General features: G+C 67.1%; 16 protein-coding genes and 1 tRNA gene. 4 read left to right on the plus strand and 13 right to left on the minus strand.

Annotated features, from left to right (window positions below):
- Positions 1-61 precede the first annotated feature (61 nt).
- Positions 62-1504, minus strand: coding sequence for an aldehyde dehydrogenase family protein (locus LZ686_RS05110; RefSeq protein WP_349547162.1), 1443 nt, complete (start codon positions 1502-1504; stop codon positions 62-64).
- A gap of 142 nt (positions 1505-1646) precedes the next feature.
- On the opposite strand from LZ686_RS05110, the gene LZ686_RS05115 reads away from it, so the two are divergent.
- Positions 1647-2303: a peroxiredoxin gene (locus LZ686_RS05115; protein ID WP_349547163.1), complete on the plus strand. Its 657-nt coding sequence runs from the start codon at positions 1647-1649 to the stop codon at positions 2301-2303.
- Here the strand turns inward: LZ686_RS05115 and LZ686_RS05120 are convergent, their stop codons facing one another.
- The 9 genes from LZ686_RS05120 to LZ686_RS05160 all read right to left on the minus strand — a co-directional run bounded on the left by LZ686_RS05120 (position 2304) and on the right by LZ686_RS05160 (position 10171).
- Entirely contained in the window at positions 2304-3128 is an 825-nt protein-coding gene (locus tag LZ686_RS05120) for a glycosyltransferase (protein WP_349547164.1), read from the minus strand. It lies immediately after the preceding gene.
- The gene (locus LZ686_RS05125; RefSeq protein ID WP_349547165.1) at positions 3125-3916 is read right to left on the minus strand and encodes a hypothetical protein; all 792 of its coding nucleotides are present in this window, start codon (positions 3914-3916) and stop codon (positions 3125-3127) included. The genes LZ686_RS05120 and LZ686_RS05125 overlap by 4 nt, the downstream gene beginning before the upstream one ends.
- On the minus strand, positions 3913-5037 hold the full coding sequence (locus LZ686_RS05130; RefSeq protein ID WP_349547166.1) for a rhamnan synthesis F family protein: 1125 nt from the start codon (positions 5035-5037) through the stop codon (positions 3913-3915). Before LZ686_RS05130 ends, LZ686_RS05125 begins: the two co-directional genes overlap by 4 nt.
- A gap of 91 nt (positions 5038-5128) precedes the next feature.
- Positions 5129-7273, minus strand: coding sequence for a polyribonucleotide nucleotidyltransferase (pnp, locus tag LZ686_RS05135; protein ID WP_046000707.1), 2145 nt, complete (start codon positions 7271-7273; stop codon positions 5129-5131).
- Positions 7274-7503: 230 nt separating this feature from the next.
- The gene (locus LZ686_RS05140; RefSeq protein ID WP_349547167.1) at positions 7504-8034 is read right to left on the minus strand and encodes a hypothetical protein; all 531 of its coding nucleotides are present in this window, start codon (positions 8032-8034) and stop codon (positions 7504-7506) included.
- Between the two features lie 299 nt (positions 8035-8333).
- On the minus strand, positions 8334-8603 hold the full coding sequence (rpsO, locus tag LZ686_RS05145; RefSeq protein WP_045982834.1) for a 30S ribosomal protein S15: 270 nt from the start codon (positions 8601-8603) through the stop codon (positions 8334-8336).
- A 134-nt stretch (positions 8604-8737) separates the two neighbouring features.
- Positions 8738-9691, minus strand: coding sequence for a calcium-binding protein (locus LZ686_RS05150; RefSeq protein WP_349547168.1), 954 nt, complete (start codon positions 9689-9691; stop codon positions 8738-8740).
- A gap of 197 nt (positions 9692-9888) precedes the next feature.
- Entirely contained in the window at positions 9889-10014 is a 126-nt protein-coding gene (ykgO, locus tag LZ686_RS05155; protein ID WP_042245282.1) for a type B 50S ribosomal protein L36, read from the minus strand.
- Positions 10015-10096: 82 nt separating this feature from the next.
- Positions 10097-10171 (minus strand) — tRNA-Val (locus tag LZ686_RS05160).
- 155 nt (positions 10172-10326) lie between these two features.
- Between LZ686_RS05160 and LZ686_RS05165 the strand changes: the two genes are divergently transcribed.
- Positions 10327-11190, plus strand: coding sequence for an N-formylglutamate amidohydrolase (locus LZ686_RS05165; protein WP_232303332.1), 864 nt, complete (start codon positions 10327-10329; stop codon positions 11188-11190).
- Positions 11187-11597, plus strand: coding sequence for an NUDIX hydrolase (locus LZ686_RS05170; RefSeq protein ID WP_282028191.1), 411 nt, complete (start codon positions 11187-11189; stop codon positions 11595-11597). Before LZ686_RS05165 ends, LZ686_RS05170 begins: the two co-directional genes overlap by 4 nt.
- Here the strand turns inward: LZ686_RS05170 and LZ686_RS05175 are convergent.
- Positions 11578-12282 (minus strand): DUF998 domain-containing protein, encoded by a 705-nt coding sequence (locus LZ686_RS05175; RefSeq protein WP_349547169.1) that lies wholly within the window; start codon positions 12280-12282, stop codon positions 11578-11580. The two genes, LZ686_RS05170 and LZ686_RS05175, sit on opposite strands and share 20 nt — an antisense overlap.
- Positions 12283-12330: 48 nt before the next feature.
- On the minus strand, positions 12331-13011 hold the full coding sequence (pyrF, locus tag LZ686_RS05180) for an orotidine-5'-phosphate decarboxylase (RefSeq protein ID WP_349547170.1): 681 nt from the start codon (positions 13009-13011) through the stop codon (positions 12331-12333).
- 147 nt (positions 13012-13158) lie between these two features.
- Between pyrF and clpB the strand changes: the two genes are divergently transcribed.
- Positions 13159-15789, plus strand: coding sequence for an ATP-dependent chaperone ClpB (clpB, locus tag LZ686_RS05185; RefSeq protein WP_349547171.1), 2631 nt, complete (start codon positions 13159-13161; stop codon positions 15787-15789).
- A gap of 38 nt (positions 15790-15827) precedes the next feature.
- Here the strand turns inward: clpB and LZ686_RS05190 are convergent, their stop codons facing one another.
- Positions 15828-16718: a 5'-methylthioadenosine/S-adenosylhomocysteine nucleosidase gene (locus LZ686_RS05190; RefSeq protein WP_349547172.1), complete on the minus strand. Its 891-nt coding sequence runs from the start codon at positions 16716-16718 to the stop codon at positions 15828-15830.
- Positions 16719-16785: the final 67 nt, after the last annotated feature.

Consider the following 16785-nt stretch of genomic DNA (forward strand, 5'->3'; position numbering starts at 1 on the left):
GGGGGGTCCGGGGGGACGGGAAGTCCCCCCGGCACGTCGCGGGACGCAGATGGCCCGACGGTCAGGCGTCGCGGTCCCATCCGCTGATGGCCTTGCTGTCCATGAACTCCTCCAGCCCCATCACGCCGCCTTCGCGCGCCCGGCCGGATTTCTTGACCCCGCCAAAGGCCGATCCGGCCCCGCGCGATTCGCCGTTCATCTCGACCATGCCCGCCCGCAGCTGCCGCGCCACGCGGTTACGGCGCGCGCCATCCTGGCTCTGGACATAGTTCGTCAGCCCGTAGGGGGTGTCATTGGCGATGGCTACGGCCTCCTCCTCGCTGTCGAAGGGGATGATCGACAGAACCGGGCCAAAGATCTCCTGCTGCGCGACGGTCATGACGTTCGACACATCCGCAAAGACCGTCGGCCGCACGAAATAGCCGCGGTTGACCCCCTCCGGCAGGCCCGGCCCGCCGGCGACCAGCCGCGCGCCCTCGTCGATGCCGGCCTGGATCAGGCCCTGGATCTTGTCCCATTGCTGGCGGCTGACCACCGGGCCAATATGCTTGCCCGGCTGATGGGCCGTCGCCACGGCGATCTCCTCGGCCACCTTGGCCGCAACCTCGACCGCGCGGTCATAGACCGAGCGTTCGACCAGCATCCGCGTCGGGGCGTTGCAGGACTGCCCGCTGTTGTAGAAGCAGTGCCGTGCGCCGCGCACCACGGCCTTGTCGTCGGCATCGGCAAAGACGATGTTGGCGCCCTTGCCACCCAACTCCAGCACGACCTTCTTCAGGCTGTCGGCCGCGGCCTTGCTGATCGCGATGCCGGCGCGGGTCGAGCCGGTGAAGCTGATCATCTCGACATCCGGATGCACCGACAGCTGGCTGCCGACCCCCGCCCCGTCGCCGTTCACCAGGTTGAAGACGCCCGCTGGCACGCCCGCCTCGTCCAGCACCTCGGCAAAGACCATCGACGACAAAGGCGCGATCTCGGAGGGCTTCAGCACGCAGGTATCCCCCGCCAGCAGCGCCGGGATCACCTTCAGCGTCACCTGGTTCATCGGCCAGTTCCAGGGCGTGATCAGGCCCACCACGCCCACCGGCTCCCACGCGACCATGCTGGTCGGCGCATGCGCCCCCAAGGGCCGAACGAACTGGAACTCCCTGAAGGCGGTGATGAAATTTCGGGTGTGCCATGCCCCGGCCTCGGCCTGGTCGGCCAAGGACATGTCCTCGGGCGCGCCCATCTCCAGGCTGATCGCACGGGCGATGTCGGGCATGCGCCGCTCATAGATCGCCAGGATGCGCTCGACCACGGCCAGGCGTTCGGCGGGCGGCGTCGCGGCCCAGGCCGGAAAGGCACGCTTGGCCGCGGCCACCGCGGCATCGGTATCCGCCTGATCGCCGATCGAGATCACCGCGACCGCATCCTCGGTCGACGGGTCGATCACCTCCAGGTCGCGTGCCTGCACGGGGTCGACCCAGGCTCCGTCGATATAGAATTCTCGCTGGTCCAGCATCTGGTCCTCCTGACTGGCATTCGGGCAAAGCCTGTCACCCCGCAGGCCGCGCCGCAACCCCGGCCGCATGGCGCCCCCACTGGCATTCCGCGCCGCGGCGCTTATCTATGGGGCGACGCAACCAACCGGAAAAGGAGCGCCCATGTCCCTGCGCATCAATGACACGGCCCCCGACTTCACCGCCAATTCGACCGAAGGGCAGATCCGCTTCCACGACTGGATCGGCGACAGCTATGCCATCGTCTTCAGCCATCCGCGCGACTTCACCCCGGTCTGCACCACCGAATTCGGCGCCGTGGCGCAACTGGCCCCCGAATTCGAAAAGCGCAACACCAAGGTGCTGGGCGTGTCTGTGGACAGCGTGGATGACCACCAGAAATGGAAGGCCGATATCGGCAAGGTCGCGGGCGTTCCTGCGAACTTCGCCATCATCGACGACAGCGACCTGGGCGTCGCCAAGGCCTATGACATGCTGCCGGCCGAATACTACCTGCCGACCGAAGGCCGCACGCCCGCCCATTCCGCGACCGTGCGCACCGTCTTCATCATCGGGCCGGACAAGAAGGTCCGCCTGACCATGACCTATCCCATGTCCGTGGGCCGCAACTTTGCCGAGATCCTGCGCGCGCTGGACGCGGTGCAGAAGACCGACGGCGTGCCGATCGCCACGCCTGCCAATTGGATGCCGGGCCAGGACGTGATCGTGGCACTGTCCCTGGACGATGCCGCGGCCGAGGCGAAATACGGCCCCCTGGACATCAAGCTGCCCTATCTGCGCTATGCCAAGGACCCGGCCTGATCACGGCCAACCGTAATGATCCAGCAGGGCGGCGATGGCACGGTCATTGCCGCCCTGCCCTGCGGCGGGGCGGTTCACCGAACGCAGGCTGACCGCCTGGCTGCCTTCCCATTCAAAGATGCGGGCACGTTCGCCGATCTTGACGGGCTGAGATCCGGCCATGCGATGCATCCAGTACAGCCAGATGTCGTCCGCGCCCGGTGACAGTCGCATGAACAGGTCGTCGCGCGTGACGTCGGCATGGAACACGCCGGGGGCATAGATCACCCCCGACACGCCGGTCGGAAAGACCAGCGGCCCGGTCTGTGGCGTCCGCAGATTGTGATCCCAGCCCTCGTAAGGGGCGGGACGGCTGCCTTCCATCACCACGCCGTGTGCCCGCAGGCAGGCGACGCCCGCGCCCCGATGCGCGGCTTCGACCAGACGCTCCAGCCAGTCGGCAGGGTAGTACAGGTCGTCATCCGCCGTGGCGACATAGGCGTCGGGGTGCTCCAGCAGGGTCGGCACGATCTTCTTGTAGGACCGCCACAGCGGGCAGACGCGGATCTCCAACCGGGACATCGCCCGGACTTCGGCGGGCAGGTGCTGCTGATCGCCCTCGTCCAGCCACAGGATCACGCGATCGGGCTGCACCGTCTGGCGCAGAAGCGCGCGCAGCGTCGGCGCCAGCGTCGCGAACCGCGCGCGGTGGCTGGTCAGCGACACGATCAGCGGCGCAGGCAGGCCGTGCGGCCTGCCGGGACGGTCCGGGCGGCTGGCGGTTTCCGTCAGCGCGCTGGCCAGCCTGCGGCGGTGCTTGAACCGGCGGAACGCGTCGCGGATCACGGGTTTTCCCACGCGCGGCGCAGCCAGCCAATGTCGCCGATGCGGCGATACCACTTGTGCCCACGCCCGGCAAAGACGTCCTCCATCTTGGGCGCGCCCGCGAACAGCACGATCCTTGCCCCCTGGGGCAGCGACGGGTCGCGCAGATAGCTGGCCAGATTGCGCGGCACGCAGTCGTTCTTGAAGCTGACGCACCAGCCCTTTGGCCAGTAATGCAGGTTCCCATGCGCGGCCAGCTGCGCCGACTGGAACTGCTGGCTGATCTCATAGTCCCGGGTCGCGGCCGCCGGATCGGCCAGATAGGCGTCCAGCACATAGCCATGATCGCCCACCCGATAGCGGAACACGCTGGAATTGCCGACGCTGTGCAGGAACCGGTCGCGGTTCGGATTCACCTTGCGCAGGGGTTTTGCCCGGAACAGGTCGTCGTCACGGATGATGAGGAAGTCGCCCGGCAGATCGAAGAACGGGCCCAGGTCATCCACCACCACCAGGTCGATGTCCAAGAACAGCGCCGTCCCCGACAGGGCCGCATCGGCGCCGCCCAAGTCGCGCCGGAACAGGGCCAGCTTGCGCCAGCGGGTGTCCGAATGGCCCTCGGGCAGCCCCAGCTCCGGCAGCGGCAACGCCTCGACTTGCGGATCGAGGCCCGCCGCATCGTCCGTGAAGCAGATGAACCGGTGCGGCCGGTCCAGATGCCGCCGGACCTGTGCCGCAAGCCGGTTCACATCGGCACTGCTGTAGAGCGTGCCCCATTTCATCGTCAGGATCAGCAGGGGTTCGGTCATCGCTTGTCCCACATTTCGACTTCGCGCCGGATCGGTTCGGGATAGGCGGCGTGCAGGCCCAGCTCGATCATCTTGGCACGCTTGCCGACCATCATCTCGACGCGCTGCTTCTTGAGGAACGGAAACCCGAGCGAGGTCATGACCGCCGGATGCAGCGCGGTCGAAAAGACCAGCAGTTCGGTGTTGTCGATACGCTCGCGCAGCATGTCGCGGATCTGCAGCGCGCTGAGCGTCGGGTCCGCCAGCAGCGGATCCAGCAGGCGCGAATCCTTGCGGTTCACCTGCGCCTGGTGGTGCAGGATGTCGCGCATCATCTGTTCGTCATCCAGCGTCAGCAGGAATTGCACCACCTCGCGCCAGCTGTGCAATCCGCCGACGGAATAACCCAGCTTGCGGAAATGGCGGGTCAGACCCAGCTCGCGCAGCTGGATCACGATGCGCTTCTCGTTGACCAACGACATCTTGCGCCAATAGCGGTCGAAATCCGGGTCGCGCACCATCCGGCCCGAAAAGCGGAAGAAATATGACTGCACATGCTGGGCGTTCATGTCGCCCGTCTCTCGATGCTGCTGGTCCAGGTCGATGAACAGGCCCCACAGATCCTCGGGCGCGGCACGGCTGCGCTTCAGCACGTCGGAATTCTCGGACAGGGGGAACCACATGCTGTCGTTCATGATGTACAGCGCCTTGGGGCGAATGCCGCGGTCAAGAACCTGCAGCACGCCCTCGCGGTATCCGCCGAAATCATAGCCCAGGTTGGGCCGTTCGACGACAAGATGGGACAGCTCTGCCAGACGCGCGCGGTCATCCGCCGCCAGCGGTGCATTGGTCACCACGACCACCGACACGCCCTGCGACGCCATCCAGCGCAGCTGCCACAGCGTCGAATCCAGCAACCCGCGCGGCTGATAGATCAGAAGGACCGCGACCTCGTCCATCAGGGGCTGGGTGCCTTCTGTCACGTGAACCGTCTTGTGGCGCCGCAGATCGTGCGCCGCCCGCGCGACGTGGCCCCAGGACGGCAGCACCAAGGCCGCGATCTGACGACCGACGCGCCGCGTCTCTCGGACCAGCTTTTCGGAAAGCGTCTTCTCGGGCGGCATGAAGGGTTTTTCGGTCACGACACTGGCCTTGTGCAGCGTGCACGCCACGGCGTGCGGAACGTCGAAAGGGGGCAGATGCCCTGCCCCCTTCTGTCTTTCGGTGCGGATATCAGCCTTCGGCCGACTGGTCCTGCTTTTCCTCGATCTCGGCACCGGTCTCTTGGTCGACCATCTTCATGCCCAGACGAACCTTGCCGCGATCGTCGAAGCCCAGCAGCTTGACCTTGACCTCCTGGCCCTCCTTCAGGATCTCATTCGGATGACCCAGGCGGCGGTTGGCGATCTGGCTGACATGGACCAGCCCGTCACGCTTGCCGAAGAAGTTCACGAAGGCGCCAAAGTCGACCAGCTTGACGACCTTGCCGGTATAGACCTTGCCCTCTTCCGGCTCGGCCACGATCGAATAGATCATGTCATAGGCCTTCTTGATCGAATCGGCGTTGGCCGACGCGATCTTGATGATGCCGTCGTCGTTGATGTCGACCTTGGCACCCGAAACCTCGACGATCTCGCGGATGACCTTGCCGCCCGAACCGATCACTTCGCGGATCTTGTCGGTCGGGATCTGCATCGTCTCGATGCGCGGTGCATGGGCGCTGAACTCGGTCCGGCCTGCGGTCAGGGCATTGGCCATTTCCGACAGGATGTGCAGACGACCGTCCTTGGCCTGGGCCAGGGCCTGCTCCATGATCTCGGGCGTGATGCCCGCGACCTTGATGTCCATCTGCAGCGACGTGATCCCGTTCTCGGTCCCCGCCACCTTGAAGTCCATGTCGCCCAGGTGGTCTTCGTCACCCAGGATGTCGGTCAGCACGGCAAAGCGGCCGTCCTCTTCCAGGATCAGGCCCATCGCCACGCCCGCGACCGGCGCCTTGAGCGGCACGCCCGCATCCATCATCGACAGCGAACCGCCGCAGACCGACGCCATCGAGGACGACCCGTTCGATTCGGTGATCTCGGACACGACGCGGATGGTGTAGGGAAAGTCCGTCGCCGCGGGCAGAACCGCCTGCAGCGCGCGCCATGCCAGCTTGCCATGGCCGATTTCGCGACGGCCGGGGCTGCCCACGCGACCAACCTCGCCGACCGAATAGGGCGGGAAGTTGTAGTGCAGCAGGAAGTTCGAGCGCGAGTTTCCGTGCAGCGCGTCGATGATCTGTTCGTCATCGCCGGTGCCCAGGGTCGTCACGACCAGCGCCTGCGTCTCGCCACGGGTGAACAGCGACGAACCGTGGGTGCGCGGCAGGATGCCGACCTGGCTGACGATCGGACGAACGGTCTTGGTGTCGCGGCCGTCGATGCGGGCGCCCCCGCTGATGATGTCGCCGCGCAGGATGCCCGATTCCAGCTTCTTCAGCGCCGAACCCAGGTTGGCATCGGCCAGTTCTTCCTCGGTCAGGGCGTCCTTGACCTTTGTCTTGGCGGCGGCGATGGCGTCCTGACGTTCGGACTTGTCGCGGATCGCGTAAGCCGCGCGCATGTCGGCCTCGCCCAGCGACTTCACGCGGTTGTAGAGCGCGCTGTAGTCGGGCGACTGGAAGTCGAACGGCTCCTTGGCGGCATCCTCGGCCAGGTCGATGATCAGGTCGATCACCGGCTTGATCGCGTCATGGCCGAACTTGACCGCGCCCAGCATCTCCTGCTCGGTCAGCTCATAGGCCTCGGATTCGACCATCATCACGGCGTCGGCGGTGCCGGCAATGACCAAGTCCAGGCGCTGTTCGGGGTTGTTGCGAAGGCCGTCCATGTCCTGAACCTCGGGGTTCAGCACGTATTCGCCGTTCGAGAAGCCGACGCGGGCGCCTGCGATCGGGCCCATGAAGGGCACGCCCGAGATGGTCAGCGCGGCGCTGGCCGCGATCATCGCGACGATGTCGGGATCGTTGACCAGGTCGTGGCTCAGCACGGTGCACATCACCAGCACTTCATGCTTGAAGCCGGGGGCGAACAGCGGGCGGATCGGACGGTCGATCAGGCGCGCGGTCAGCGTCTCCTTTTCGGACGGACGCGCCTCGCGCTTGAAGAAGCCGCCCGGGACCTTGCCGGCGGCATAGTATTTTTCCTGGTAATGCACCGTCAGCGGAAAGAAGTCCTGTCCGGGCTTCGGCGCCTTCGCGAAGGTGACGTTGGCCATGACGCTGGTCTCGCCCAAAGTGGCGATGACACTGCCGTCGGCCTGACGGGCAACCTTGCCCGTTTCCAGCGTCAGGGTTTCCTGGCCCCACTGGATCGATTTCTTCACTTCATCAAACATCTGATTTCCTCAAAGGGTGCTCCGGCCCTCCGGCCACCCATGTCATGTATCGCGGCCCCATTGCCGCCGCCCCTATCCTTTGCATGTGCCCCGGGGCAGGACCTCACGTCACAGATGACAGGGGCCATACAGGAAAACGCCGGATTTGGGAAGGGCGGCGACGGATGCGCCAAAGGCGGCCGGACCACGGTGCGGCCGCCCGTTTCCGGCCCGCCGACCGGGCGGTCGCGTCAGGCGGCGACCGGAACACGGCGATCGGCCACCGGGGCGGCGGTGGCCGAAATCGGGGCCGCGGCCTCTGGCGCGCGGAACAGGTCGCGCAGTTCGGCATAGCCCGTCCTGGCAAGGTTCAGCAGGCGGTCGCGCTGGAGCTGGCTTTCGGCAAAGCTGCGCGCCTGCGCCTCCTCACCCAGACGCGGCTCCTCGGATTTGACGGCAGCGGGTACGGCATCCGCGACAGGGGCGGCCTCGCCCAGCGGCGCGGGGCGCGGGGCGGCGGGGGCTGCCGCGGGCGTCGCATCGGGGGCAGGCTCCGTCCGGGCCACCTGGCTGCCTTCGGCGGCGCGTGCCATCGCGTCGGGATCATAACCGGCCTCGACGTCCGGCGTCGGTTCCGGTTGCACCGCCACGGCCTGCTCCTCGGCCGGGACGGGCTGGGTCTGCTGCGCCAGGGCGGTTTCCTGCGGTTGCTGCGGCGGGGGGCTGCTGGGTGCCGGTGCGGTGTTCGTACGCCAGCCACTGGTCAGGCCACTGATCAACATGTCAACTCTCCTACGATGATGGCGGGCTGTTAACGTTTCAGTCACCACACGATCCAGAAGACGGTCCTGAAAGTTTTAGCGATTGCCGGGACGCGGCAAAGCCCCGCGATTGCCGGGCATGCAGGCTGTTTTCGACAGCATATTGATTTGATTTTGATTCTTTCCGGGTGACTGCCCAGGCGGCACCACCGGGCCGTTCGGGGATCGCCAGGCGACCTGCCCTTAAGGACAGCCGCTGCCCGCAATGCAAAACGCCCGCGACAGGGTCGCGGGCGCCAGGGAAATGCGGGGTGCCGGTCTTAGCGACGCAGGCCCAGCTTGCCGATCAGGGCGGTGTAACGCGCCTCTTCCTTCTTCTTCAGATAGTCCAGCAGCTTGCGGCGCTGTGCGACCATCATCAGCAGACCACGACGCGAGTGGTTGTCTTTCTTGTGCGACTTGAAGTGCTCGGTCAGGGTGGCGATGCGCGAGGACAGGATCGCGATCTGCACTTCCGGCGAACCGGTATCGCCTTCCTTGGTGCCGAACTCTGCGATGACGCGGGCTTTTTCTTCGACGGTGATCGACATCGGGATCTCCTTTCGGATGAAGGGTGAGGGCACAGGCCGGGATGTCGTCCAGCAAGGTCCATGAAACACCGCACGGACCGGATGTCCGGCGGATGCGCGCGTCTAGCCTATCAGGGGCGAAAAGGAAAGCCCGTTCAGCCGCCGATGGCCACGATGCGAATGTCGCCCAGGCGCAGGGCCTCGGGGTTCAGCAGGCGCCCCACGGCCTGGCCGTTCACCTCCAGCAGCGTGCTGCCATCCGCGTCCTCGCGCAGCGACAGCTGCACGTCGCGCGCGACCTGCGCATCCAGATGCAGGACCAACTGGTCGTGATCGCCGTGGAAATCGGCCAGCGTCGGAAAGCCCTCCTGGACCTGGCGCAGCAAGAAGGTGTCGTCGCCCGCGTTGCCCGACGCAAAGTCATGCGCGCCGGGCATCAGCGTGTCGTTGCCGTCCCCGCCGTTCATCCAGACCGTTTCGGGGCCGTCATGGCCGATCAGCACGTCGTCGCCCGCGCCCCCGTCCAGATCATCCGTGCCGCCGGTCGAGACCAGCAGGTCGTTTCCCTCGTGCCCGGCCAGGATGTCGTCGCCCTCACCTCCGAACAGCGAATCATCGCCCTCGCCGCCCATCAGGGTGTCGTCGCCATCCTCTCCGAACAGCATGTCATTGCCGCCCTGACCGGCCAGCAGGTCGTCACCCTCGCCGCCATAGATCAGGTCGTCGCCGCCAGGCCCATAGACCGCGTCGCCCTGGACCCAGTCATCGCCGGCCCCCGCCTCGATCGTGTCGGCGCCCAGGCCGCCCCGCAGGTCGTCCGCGCCGCCCTGACCGCGAATCAGATCGTCGCCGGGCGTCCCCATCAGGAAATCCAACCCGTCCGATCCGTCGATCACCGATTCGTCCGGCGCGGCCGGCACCTCGGGCTCCGGTTCGGGCTCGGGCTCCGGCTGGGGTTCGGGCATGGTGGGGGGCAGGCTCTCGCCCTCCTCCTCATCGGGGACGGGGGTGTCGTCGTCGTCATCCTCTGCATGCCGACTGGTCAGCGCGCTGACATCGACCATCATCCCGGCCATCAGCACGCCCAGAATCCCGCCCAGAATGATCATCGACCCAGACCCCGTTCGCGACCGGCCCCATGCCGATGCCCCGATACTAACGCGCCATGGCCCGGCATCGTACGGAAAAGTTAATAAAACCTTAATGCGGGTTGGCGGCCCGGCATGAAAAAACCCGCCCTGTGAGGGGCGGGTGGTACTGTCGTTTCCGCGTGACCTGCCGGATGATCCGGCCAGGACCCGACCGATCAGCCCTGGCGGGCCTTGAAGCGGCGGTTGGTCTTGTTGATCACGTAGATGCGGCCCTTGCGGCGCACGACCTGGCAGTCGCGGTGCCGGCTCTTGAGCGAGCGGAGCGAGTTGCGAACCTTCATCGGTTTTCTCCATCGTCGCGGCGCGTCGCAGCCGCATTGGAAAACGAAATGCCCCCGGTTTTGGCCGGGGGCGGCGAAATAATGGTGGGCGGTACTGGGATCGAACCAGTGGCCACTACGATGTCAACGTAGTGCTCTACCGCTGAGCTAACCGCCCGTTCCTTGGTGATTCCATCACGCTTCCTTGCGAAAACCCGGTGCAATCCCCTCGGTCCGCAGGTCTTTAACCGAGGTGTCTGGGGTATTCAAGGCCTATCGGTGGGCAATTTTTCAGGTTTATATGCGATGACGCGCCGGATGCCGAGGTCTGCCTTGTCCCAGCCTGATCTGCCCTATGTCGTGACCCGCCCCCGCCACTGGCTTTCGGGGGTGATCTTTGCATCCCCGCATTCGGGCCACGACTATCCCGACTGGTTCCTGCAGGGCACCCGCCTGCCCATCCAGACCCTGCGATCGTCCGAGGACGCCTTCATCGATCGCCTGATCGCGCCCGCCACGGCCTTCGGCGCGGTCACGCTGGCCGCGCGCATCCCGCGCTGCATCGTGGACCTCAACCGCGGCGCGGACGAGATCGACCCCCTGGTCGTGCGCGGCGTGCCGCGCCACCCGCTGAACCAGCGCACCCTGGCCGGGCTGGGGGTGATTCCCCGCGTGGTCAGCCAGGGCCGGGTGATTCACGACCGCCAGATCGACCGGGCCGAGGCCGACCGCCGGATCGACGCCTGCTGGCGCCCCTATCACGCGGCGCTGGCCGGGCTGATCGCGCAGGCCCGCGCCCGATTCGGGCAGGCGATCCTGATCGACATGCACTCCATGCCCCATGATGCGCTGTCGCATCTGCAGGGGACGCGGCCCGACATGGTGCTGGGCAACCGTCACGGCCTGTCGGCGGCGGCGCGCATCTCGGACGCGGTCAGCGCCGCGGTCGAGGCCGAGGGCTGGACCCTGCGCCGCAATGCTCCCTTCTCGGGGGCCTACATCTGCTCGGCCTATGGCCGCCCCGCCCAGAACGTCCATGTCGTGCAGCTGGAGATCGACCGCTCGCTCTACATGGACGAGGCGACGATCACCCCCCGCCCCGACTTCGACGACTTCGCGGCGCGAATCGCCCGGGTGATCGGCCGCCTGTCCGGCCTGGGCCAGGATCAGTCGGGCGGGCGCGTCGCCGCGGAATGACCGCTGCGGCCTTCAACGGTGCCAAGCTGCTGCTGACCCATGGCGACCGGTTGCTGACCTGCCTGCGCGACGATCGCCCCGACATTCCCTTTCCGGCGCATTGGGACCTGCCCGGCGGCGGCCGCGAAGGACAGGAGACGCCCGTCCAATGCGCCCTGCGCGAGCTGGACGAGGAGTTCGGGCTGCACCTGTCACCGCAGGCGCTGACCGGTCGGGCGTTTCCGTCGCATTCCGCGCCCGGACTGATGTCCTGGCTGTTCGCGGGGCAGATCAGCGCGGCCCAGATCGCCGCGATCCGGTTCGGGGACGAAGGTCAGGGGTGGTGCATGATGCCGGTGGCCGACTATCTGACCCATCCGCGCGCTATCCCGCATTTCTGCCGCTGGATCACCGCGATGCGGCAATGACGGCGCGGGTCAGCGGGCGCAGGCTGTCGCCCTTGACCGCCCAACTGGTCGCAAAGGCGAAGGTGGCCGCCGTCTCCAGCCAGAAGACAGGACGCAGGCGCGCCAGCGTATCGTCCAGGCCCGTCGCGAACAGCAGCCCGATCAGGCCGATGCTGACGATGATCGTCCAGCCGCAGATGCGATAGATGCGGTTCGACGCGGCCTTTTCCGGGCCGTCCACGGTACCCCTGACGAACAGCACCAGGCAGAACACCGCCAGCGCGGCAAAGAACAGCCCCGCCGCGACGACATGGATCAGCGCCGACAGGCCCGGACCCGCGATGCATTCCAGCGCGGTGCAGGGTCCGTCCGGCCCGTCGGTGGGCACCAGGGCCACCAGCGCGATGGAGACCGCCGCCAGCCGCGCCATGGCCTTGTCGGTGATCCATTCGCCCGCATCGGGGCGGAACCCCTCATAGCTCCACAGAAACACGGCCTGCGCGATCAGCGTGCCGACGAAGACCTCGCGCATCGGAGAGTAATAGTAGGCCGAGATGCTGGTCCGCAGCGGCTCGGGCCACAGCACCGCATAGTCGATCAGCGCCAGCGGCAGGAAGAACCCCAGGGCGCCGATGGCGCGGCGCACCGCCAGGAAGGACAGGACCAACTCGTTGCGGACCTTCTGCACGCCGCCGTCATCGTCCATCGCCACCCCCGCGTTTCGCGCCATGCTGGGACGCGGGGGCGCCGGGCGTCAAGCCAGTTCGGCCAGGATCGCCTGCGCCGCCGCGCGCGGATCGGCGGCCTGCCAGACCGGGCGGCCTACCACGATGTGGTCGACCCCGGCGGCGATGGCCAATGCGGGCGTCTCGACCCGCTTCTGGTCGCCCAGGGCGCTGCCCGCGGGGCGCACGCCCGGCGTCACGATCAGGCGCGATCCCGGCAGGGCGCGGATGTCGGCCGCCTCGCGCGGGGAGCAGATGATGCCGTCGGCCCCCGCCTCGAAGGCGCGGGCGGCGCGTTCCACGGTGATGTCGTGCAAATCGCCCGCCTGCATCAGCCCCGCGTCCAGGTCGGCACGGTCCAGCGAGGTCAGGATAGTCACGCCCAGGATCTTCAGGTTCGACCCCGCAGCCCCCTGCTTTGCCGCCGCCACCACATGCGGGTCGCCATGCACGGTCAGGAAGTCCAGGTCGAACTGCGCCAGGCCGCGCACCGCGGCCTCGACGGTCGCGCCGATGTCGAACAGCTTCATGTCCAGGAAGATGCGCTTGCCGTGCTCCTGCTTCAGCTCGTTGGCCAGGGCCAGGCCGCCGCCGGTCAGCATGCCCAGCCCGATCTTGTAGAAGCCCACGGCGTCGCCCAGGCGTCCCGCCAGGTCCAGCCCCGCCACGGCATTCGGCACGTCCAGCGCCACGATCAGCCGGTCATCCATCACCCATCCCCTTCTTTGTTCCGCGGGCCTTATGACATGCTTGAAACCACCCCGCGACCCCCCCAAATCTGATCCATCAGACCCGGACCGGGGCGTGCCGCAACAGGGCGCCACCAGCACGGGGGCTTTGCAAAAGGAGTACTGCCGATGAACATGGAAAAGTTCACGGAACGGTCGCGCGGCTTCCTGCAATCCGCCCAGACCATCGCGATCCGCGAGAATCAGCAGCGCGTGATGCCCGAGCATCTGCTGAAGGCGCTGATGGATGACGACCAGGGACTGGCCTCGAACCTGATCACCCGTGCGGGCGGCGACGCCAAGCGCGTGCGCGAGGCGGTGGATGCCGCCGTGGCGAAACAGCCCAAGGTCAGCGGGTCGGGCAGCGGTCAGGTCTATGTCGACCCCACGCTGGTCCGCGTGCTGGACGAGGCGGAGTCCGTGGCCAAGAAGGCCGGCGACAGCTTCGTGCCCGCCGAACGGGTGCTGATGGCGCTGGCCATGGTCAACACGAACGCCCGCGATGCGCTGGCCGCGGGTTCGGTCAACGCGCAGGCGCTGAACGCCGCGATCAACGACATCCGCAAGGGACGCACCGCTGACACGGCATCCGCCGAGGACAGCTATGAGGCGTTGGAGAAATATGCCCGCGACCTGACGGCGGCCGCGCGCGACGGCAAGATCGACCCGATCATCGGCCGCGACGAGGAGATCCGCCGCGCCATGCAGGTCCTGTCGCGGCGCACCAAGAACAACCCCGTCCTGATCGGCGAACCCGGCGTCGGCAAGACCGCCATTGCCGAGGGCCTCGCGCTGCGCATCATCGACGGCGACGTGCCGGAATCGCTGCGCAACAAGCGGCTGATGGCACTGGACATGGGCGCGCTGATTGCGGGCGCCAAATATCGCGGCGATTTCGAGGAGCGGCTGAAGTCGATCCTGAAGGAGATCGAGACCGCCGCCGGCGAGATCATCCTGTTCATCGACGAGCTGCACACGTTGGTCGGCGCAGGCAAGGGCGACGGCGCGATGGATGCCGCCAACCTGATCAAGCCGGCCCTGGCGCGGGGCGAGCTGCATTGCGTCGGCGCGACCACGCTGGACGAATACCGCAAGTATATCGAGAAGGACGCGGCCCTGGCCCGGCGCTTCCAGCCCGTGCTGGTCGAGGAGCCGACGGTCGAGGACACGATCAGCATCCTGCGCGGCATCAAGGAGAAGTACGAGCTGCACCACGGCGTGCGGATCAGCGACGCGGCCCTGGTCGCGGCTGCGACGCTGTCGCATCGCTACATCACCGACCGTTTCCTGCCCGACAAGGCCATCGACCTGATGGATGAGGCGGCCTCGCGCCTGCGCATGGAGGTCGACAGCAAGCCCGAGGAGCTGGACCAGCTGGATCGCCAGATCCTGCAGCTGCAGATCGAGGCCGAGGCGCTGAAGAAGGAGGACGACGCGGCATCGAAGGACCGGCTGGAACGGCTGGAGAAGGACCTGTCCGGCCTGCAGGAGCGCAGCGCCGAGATGACCGCCCGCTGGCAGGCGGAACGCGACAAGCTGCAGGGATCGCGCGACCTCAAGGAGCAGCTTGACCGCGCCCGCGCCGACCTGGATCAGGCCAAACGCGAGGGGAACCTGGCCCGCGCCGGAGAGCTGTCCTATGGCATCATCCCCGGGCTGGAGAAGCAATTGGCCGAAGCCGAGCAGGGCGACGGTCTGATGGTCGAGGAGGCCGTCCGCCCCGAGCAGATCGCCGAGGTCGTCGAACGCTGGACCGGCATCCCCACCGCCAAGATGCTGGAGGGCGAGCGCGACAAGCTGTTGAAGATGGAAGAGCAGATCGGCAAGCGCGTGATCGGCCAGCAGGAGGCCGTCACCGCGGTCAGCAATGCCGTCCGCCGCGCCCGCGCGGGTCTGAACGACGAGAACCGGCCGCTTGGCAGCTTCCTGTTCCTGGGGCCCACCGGCGTCGGCAAGACGGAACTGACCAAGGCGCTGGCCGAATACATGTTCGACGATGACAGCGCGATGGTCCGCATCGACATGTCCGAGTTCATGGAAAAGCATTCCGTGGCCCGGCTGATCGGCGCGCCTCCGGGCTATGTGGGTTACGACGAGGGCGGCGTGCTGACCGAGGCCGTGCGGCGGCGTCCCTATCAGGTGATCCTGTTTGACGAGGTCGAAAAGGCGCATCCGGACGTCTTCAACGTGCTGTTGCAGGTGCTGGATGACGGGGTGCTGACGGACGGCCAGGGCCGGACGGTGGACTTCAAGCAGACGCTGATCATCCTGACGTCGAACCTGGGCTCTCAGGCGCTGTCGCATCTGCCCGAGGAGGCGGATGCGTCGGACGCCCGCCATCAGGTGATGGAGGCGGTGCGCGGCCATTTCCGCCCCGAATTCCTGAACCGCCTGGACGAGATCATCATCTTCCGCAGGCTCTCGCGGACGAACATGGACGGGATCGTCAAGGTGCAGATGGCGCGGCTGGAAAAGCGCCTGGCGGGTCGCAAGATCACGCTGAACATGGACGACGCGACGCGGATGTGGCTGGCCGATCAGGGTTACGACCCGGTCTTCGGCGCGCGCCCGCTGAAGCGTGTGATCCAGCGCGCCCTGCAGGATCCGCTGGCGGAACTGCTGCTGTCCGGAGAGGTCATGGACGGGGCGACCGTCCATGTCAGCGCCGGGCCGGACGGCCTGCTGGTCGGCAACCGTGTGGGCCAGGCGGGACCGCGGCTTGGCGCGATCGGCGAAGGCCCACGTCCGCCGATCCACTAAGGAAGACGGCCCCCGGAGCGATCCGGGGGCCGTTTCCGTCAGGGCATCTCGGCCAGGAAGGCCTTGACCAGCGCCGCCGAATTGTCGGAGGCCAGCGACATGAAGACGCCCATCTCGTTCTCGCCCTCGCCGCCGCCGGCCAAGTCCGACAGCGAGCGGAAGGCGATGAACGGCACCTGGTTCGCCCAGGCCACCTGCGCCACGGCGGCCGATTCCATGTCGACCACCTGCGCCTCGAAGGTCGTGGACAGCCAGTCGCGCACCCCCGCATTGTCCATGAAGGACGACCCCGACACGCCGTTCCCGCCCACGCGGATCTGCGGCGCGGTGGTCAGGCAGTCGTTCTGGGCATTGCAGTCGGCCAGATCGGTCGCCTCGGCCACGCGGGCGGCGACCTCCAGCAGGGCCGGGTCGGCGGGAAACCAGAACCGCGTCTCGGGCTCGCCCCGGTCCGAGGCCACGGTCGTCTCGCGCGTGTAGATCATGTCATAATTCGGAAAGGGCGATTCCAGGAACCCCGGCAGGGCGAAGCCGTCCTCGGTCCGGCGCGCCATGACCGTCTCCAGCCACTGGCCCCACTGGTCGGCCACGACCACGTCGCCGATGTTCAGCGCCGGATCGACCCCGCCCGCGATGCCCGAGAACACGATCGCCTCGATGTCGAACCGCTCCAGCGCCATCTGGGTGGTCATGGCCGCGTTGACCATCGACACGCCCGACAGGAACAGCACGACCTCCTGCCCTGACAGGGTGCCGGTGATGAAGTCGGTACCGTTGATGGTCTGGGTTTCCGCGCCCTCCAGGTCAGCCTGCAGGCTGATCCATTCCGGCTCGAAGGCCGACATGACGGCGATGCGGGGCGTGTCGTCGACGCCATGCGCGGCCAGGGGCGCGGCAGACAGCATCAGGGCAAGGACGGGACGGATCATGGGGCGGGCCTTTCACGATATGCAATTCCGCCCCCGGCTTACGCTGCGGCACCCGCGATGGCCAGAG

It is taken from the genome of Paracoccus sp. NFXS7 (assembly GCF_040148865.1).
In the GTDB taxonomy this organism is placed as follows: Bacteria; Pseudomonadota; Alphaproteobacteria; order Rhodobacterales; family Rhodobacteraceae; genus Paracoccus; species Paracoccus marcusii.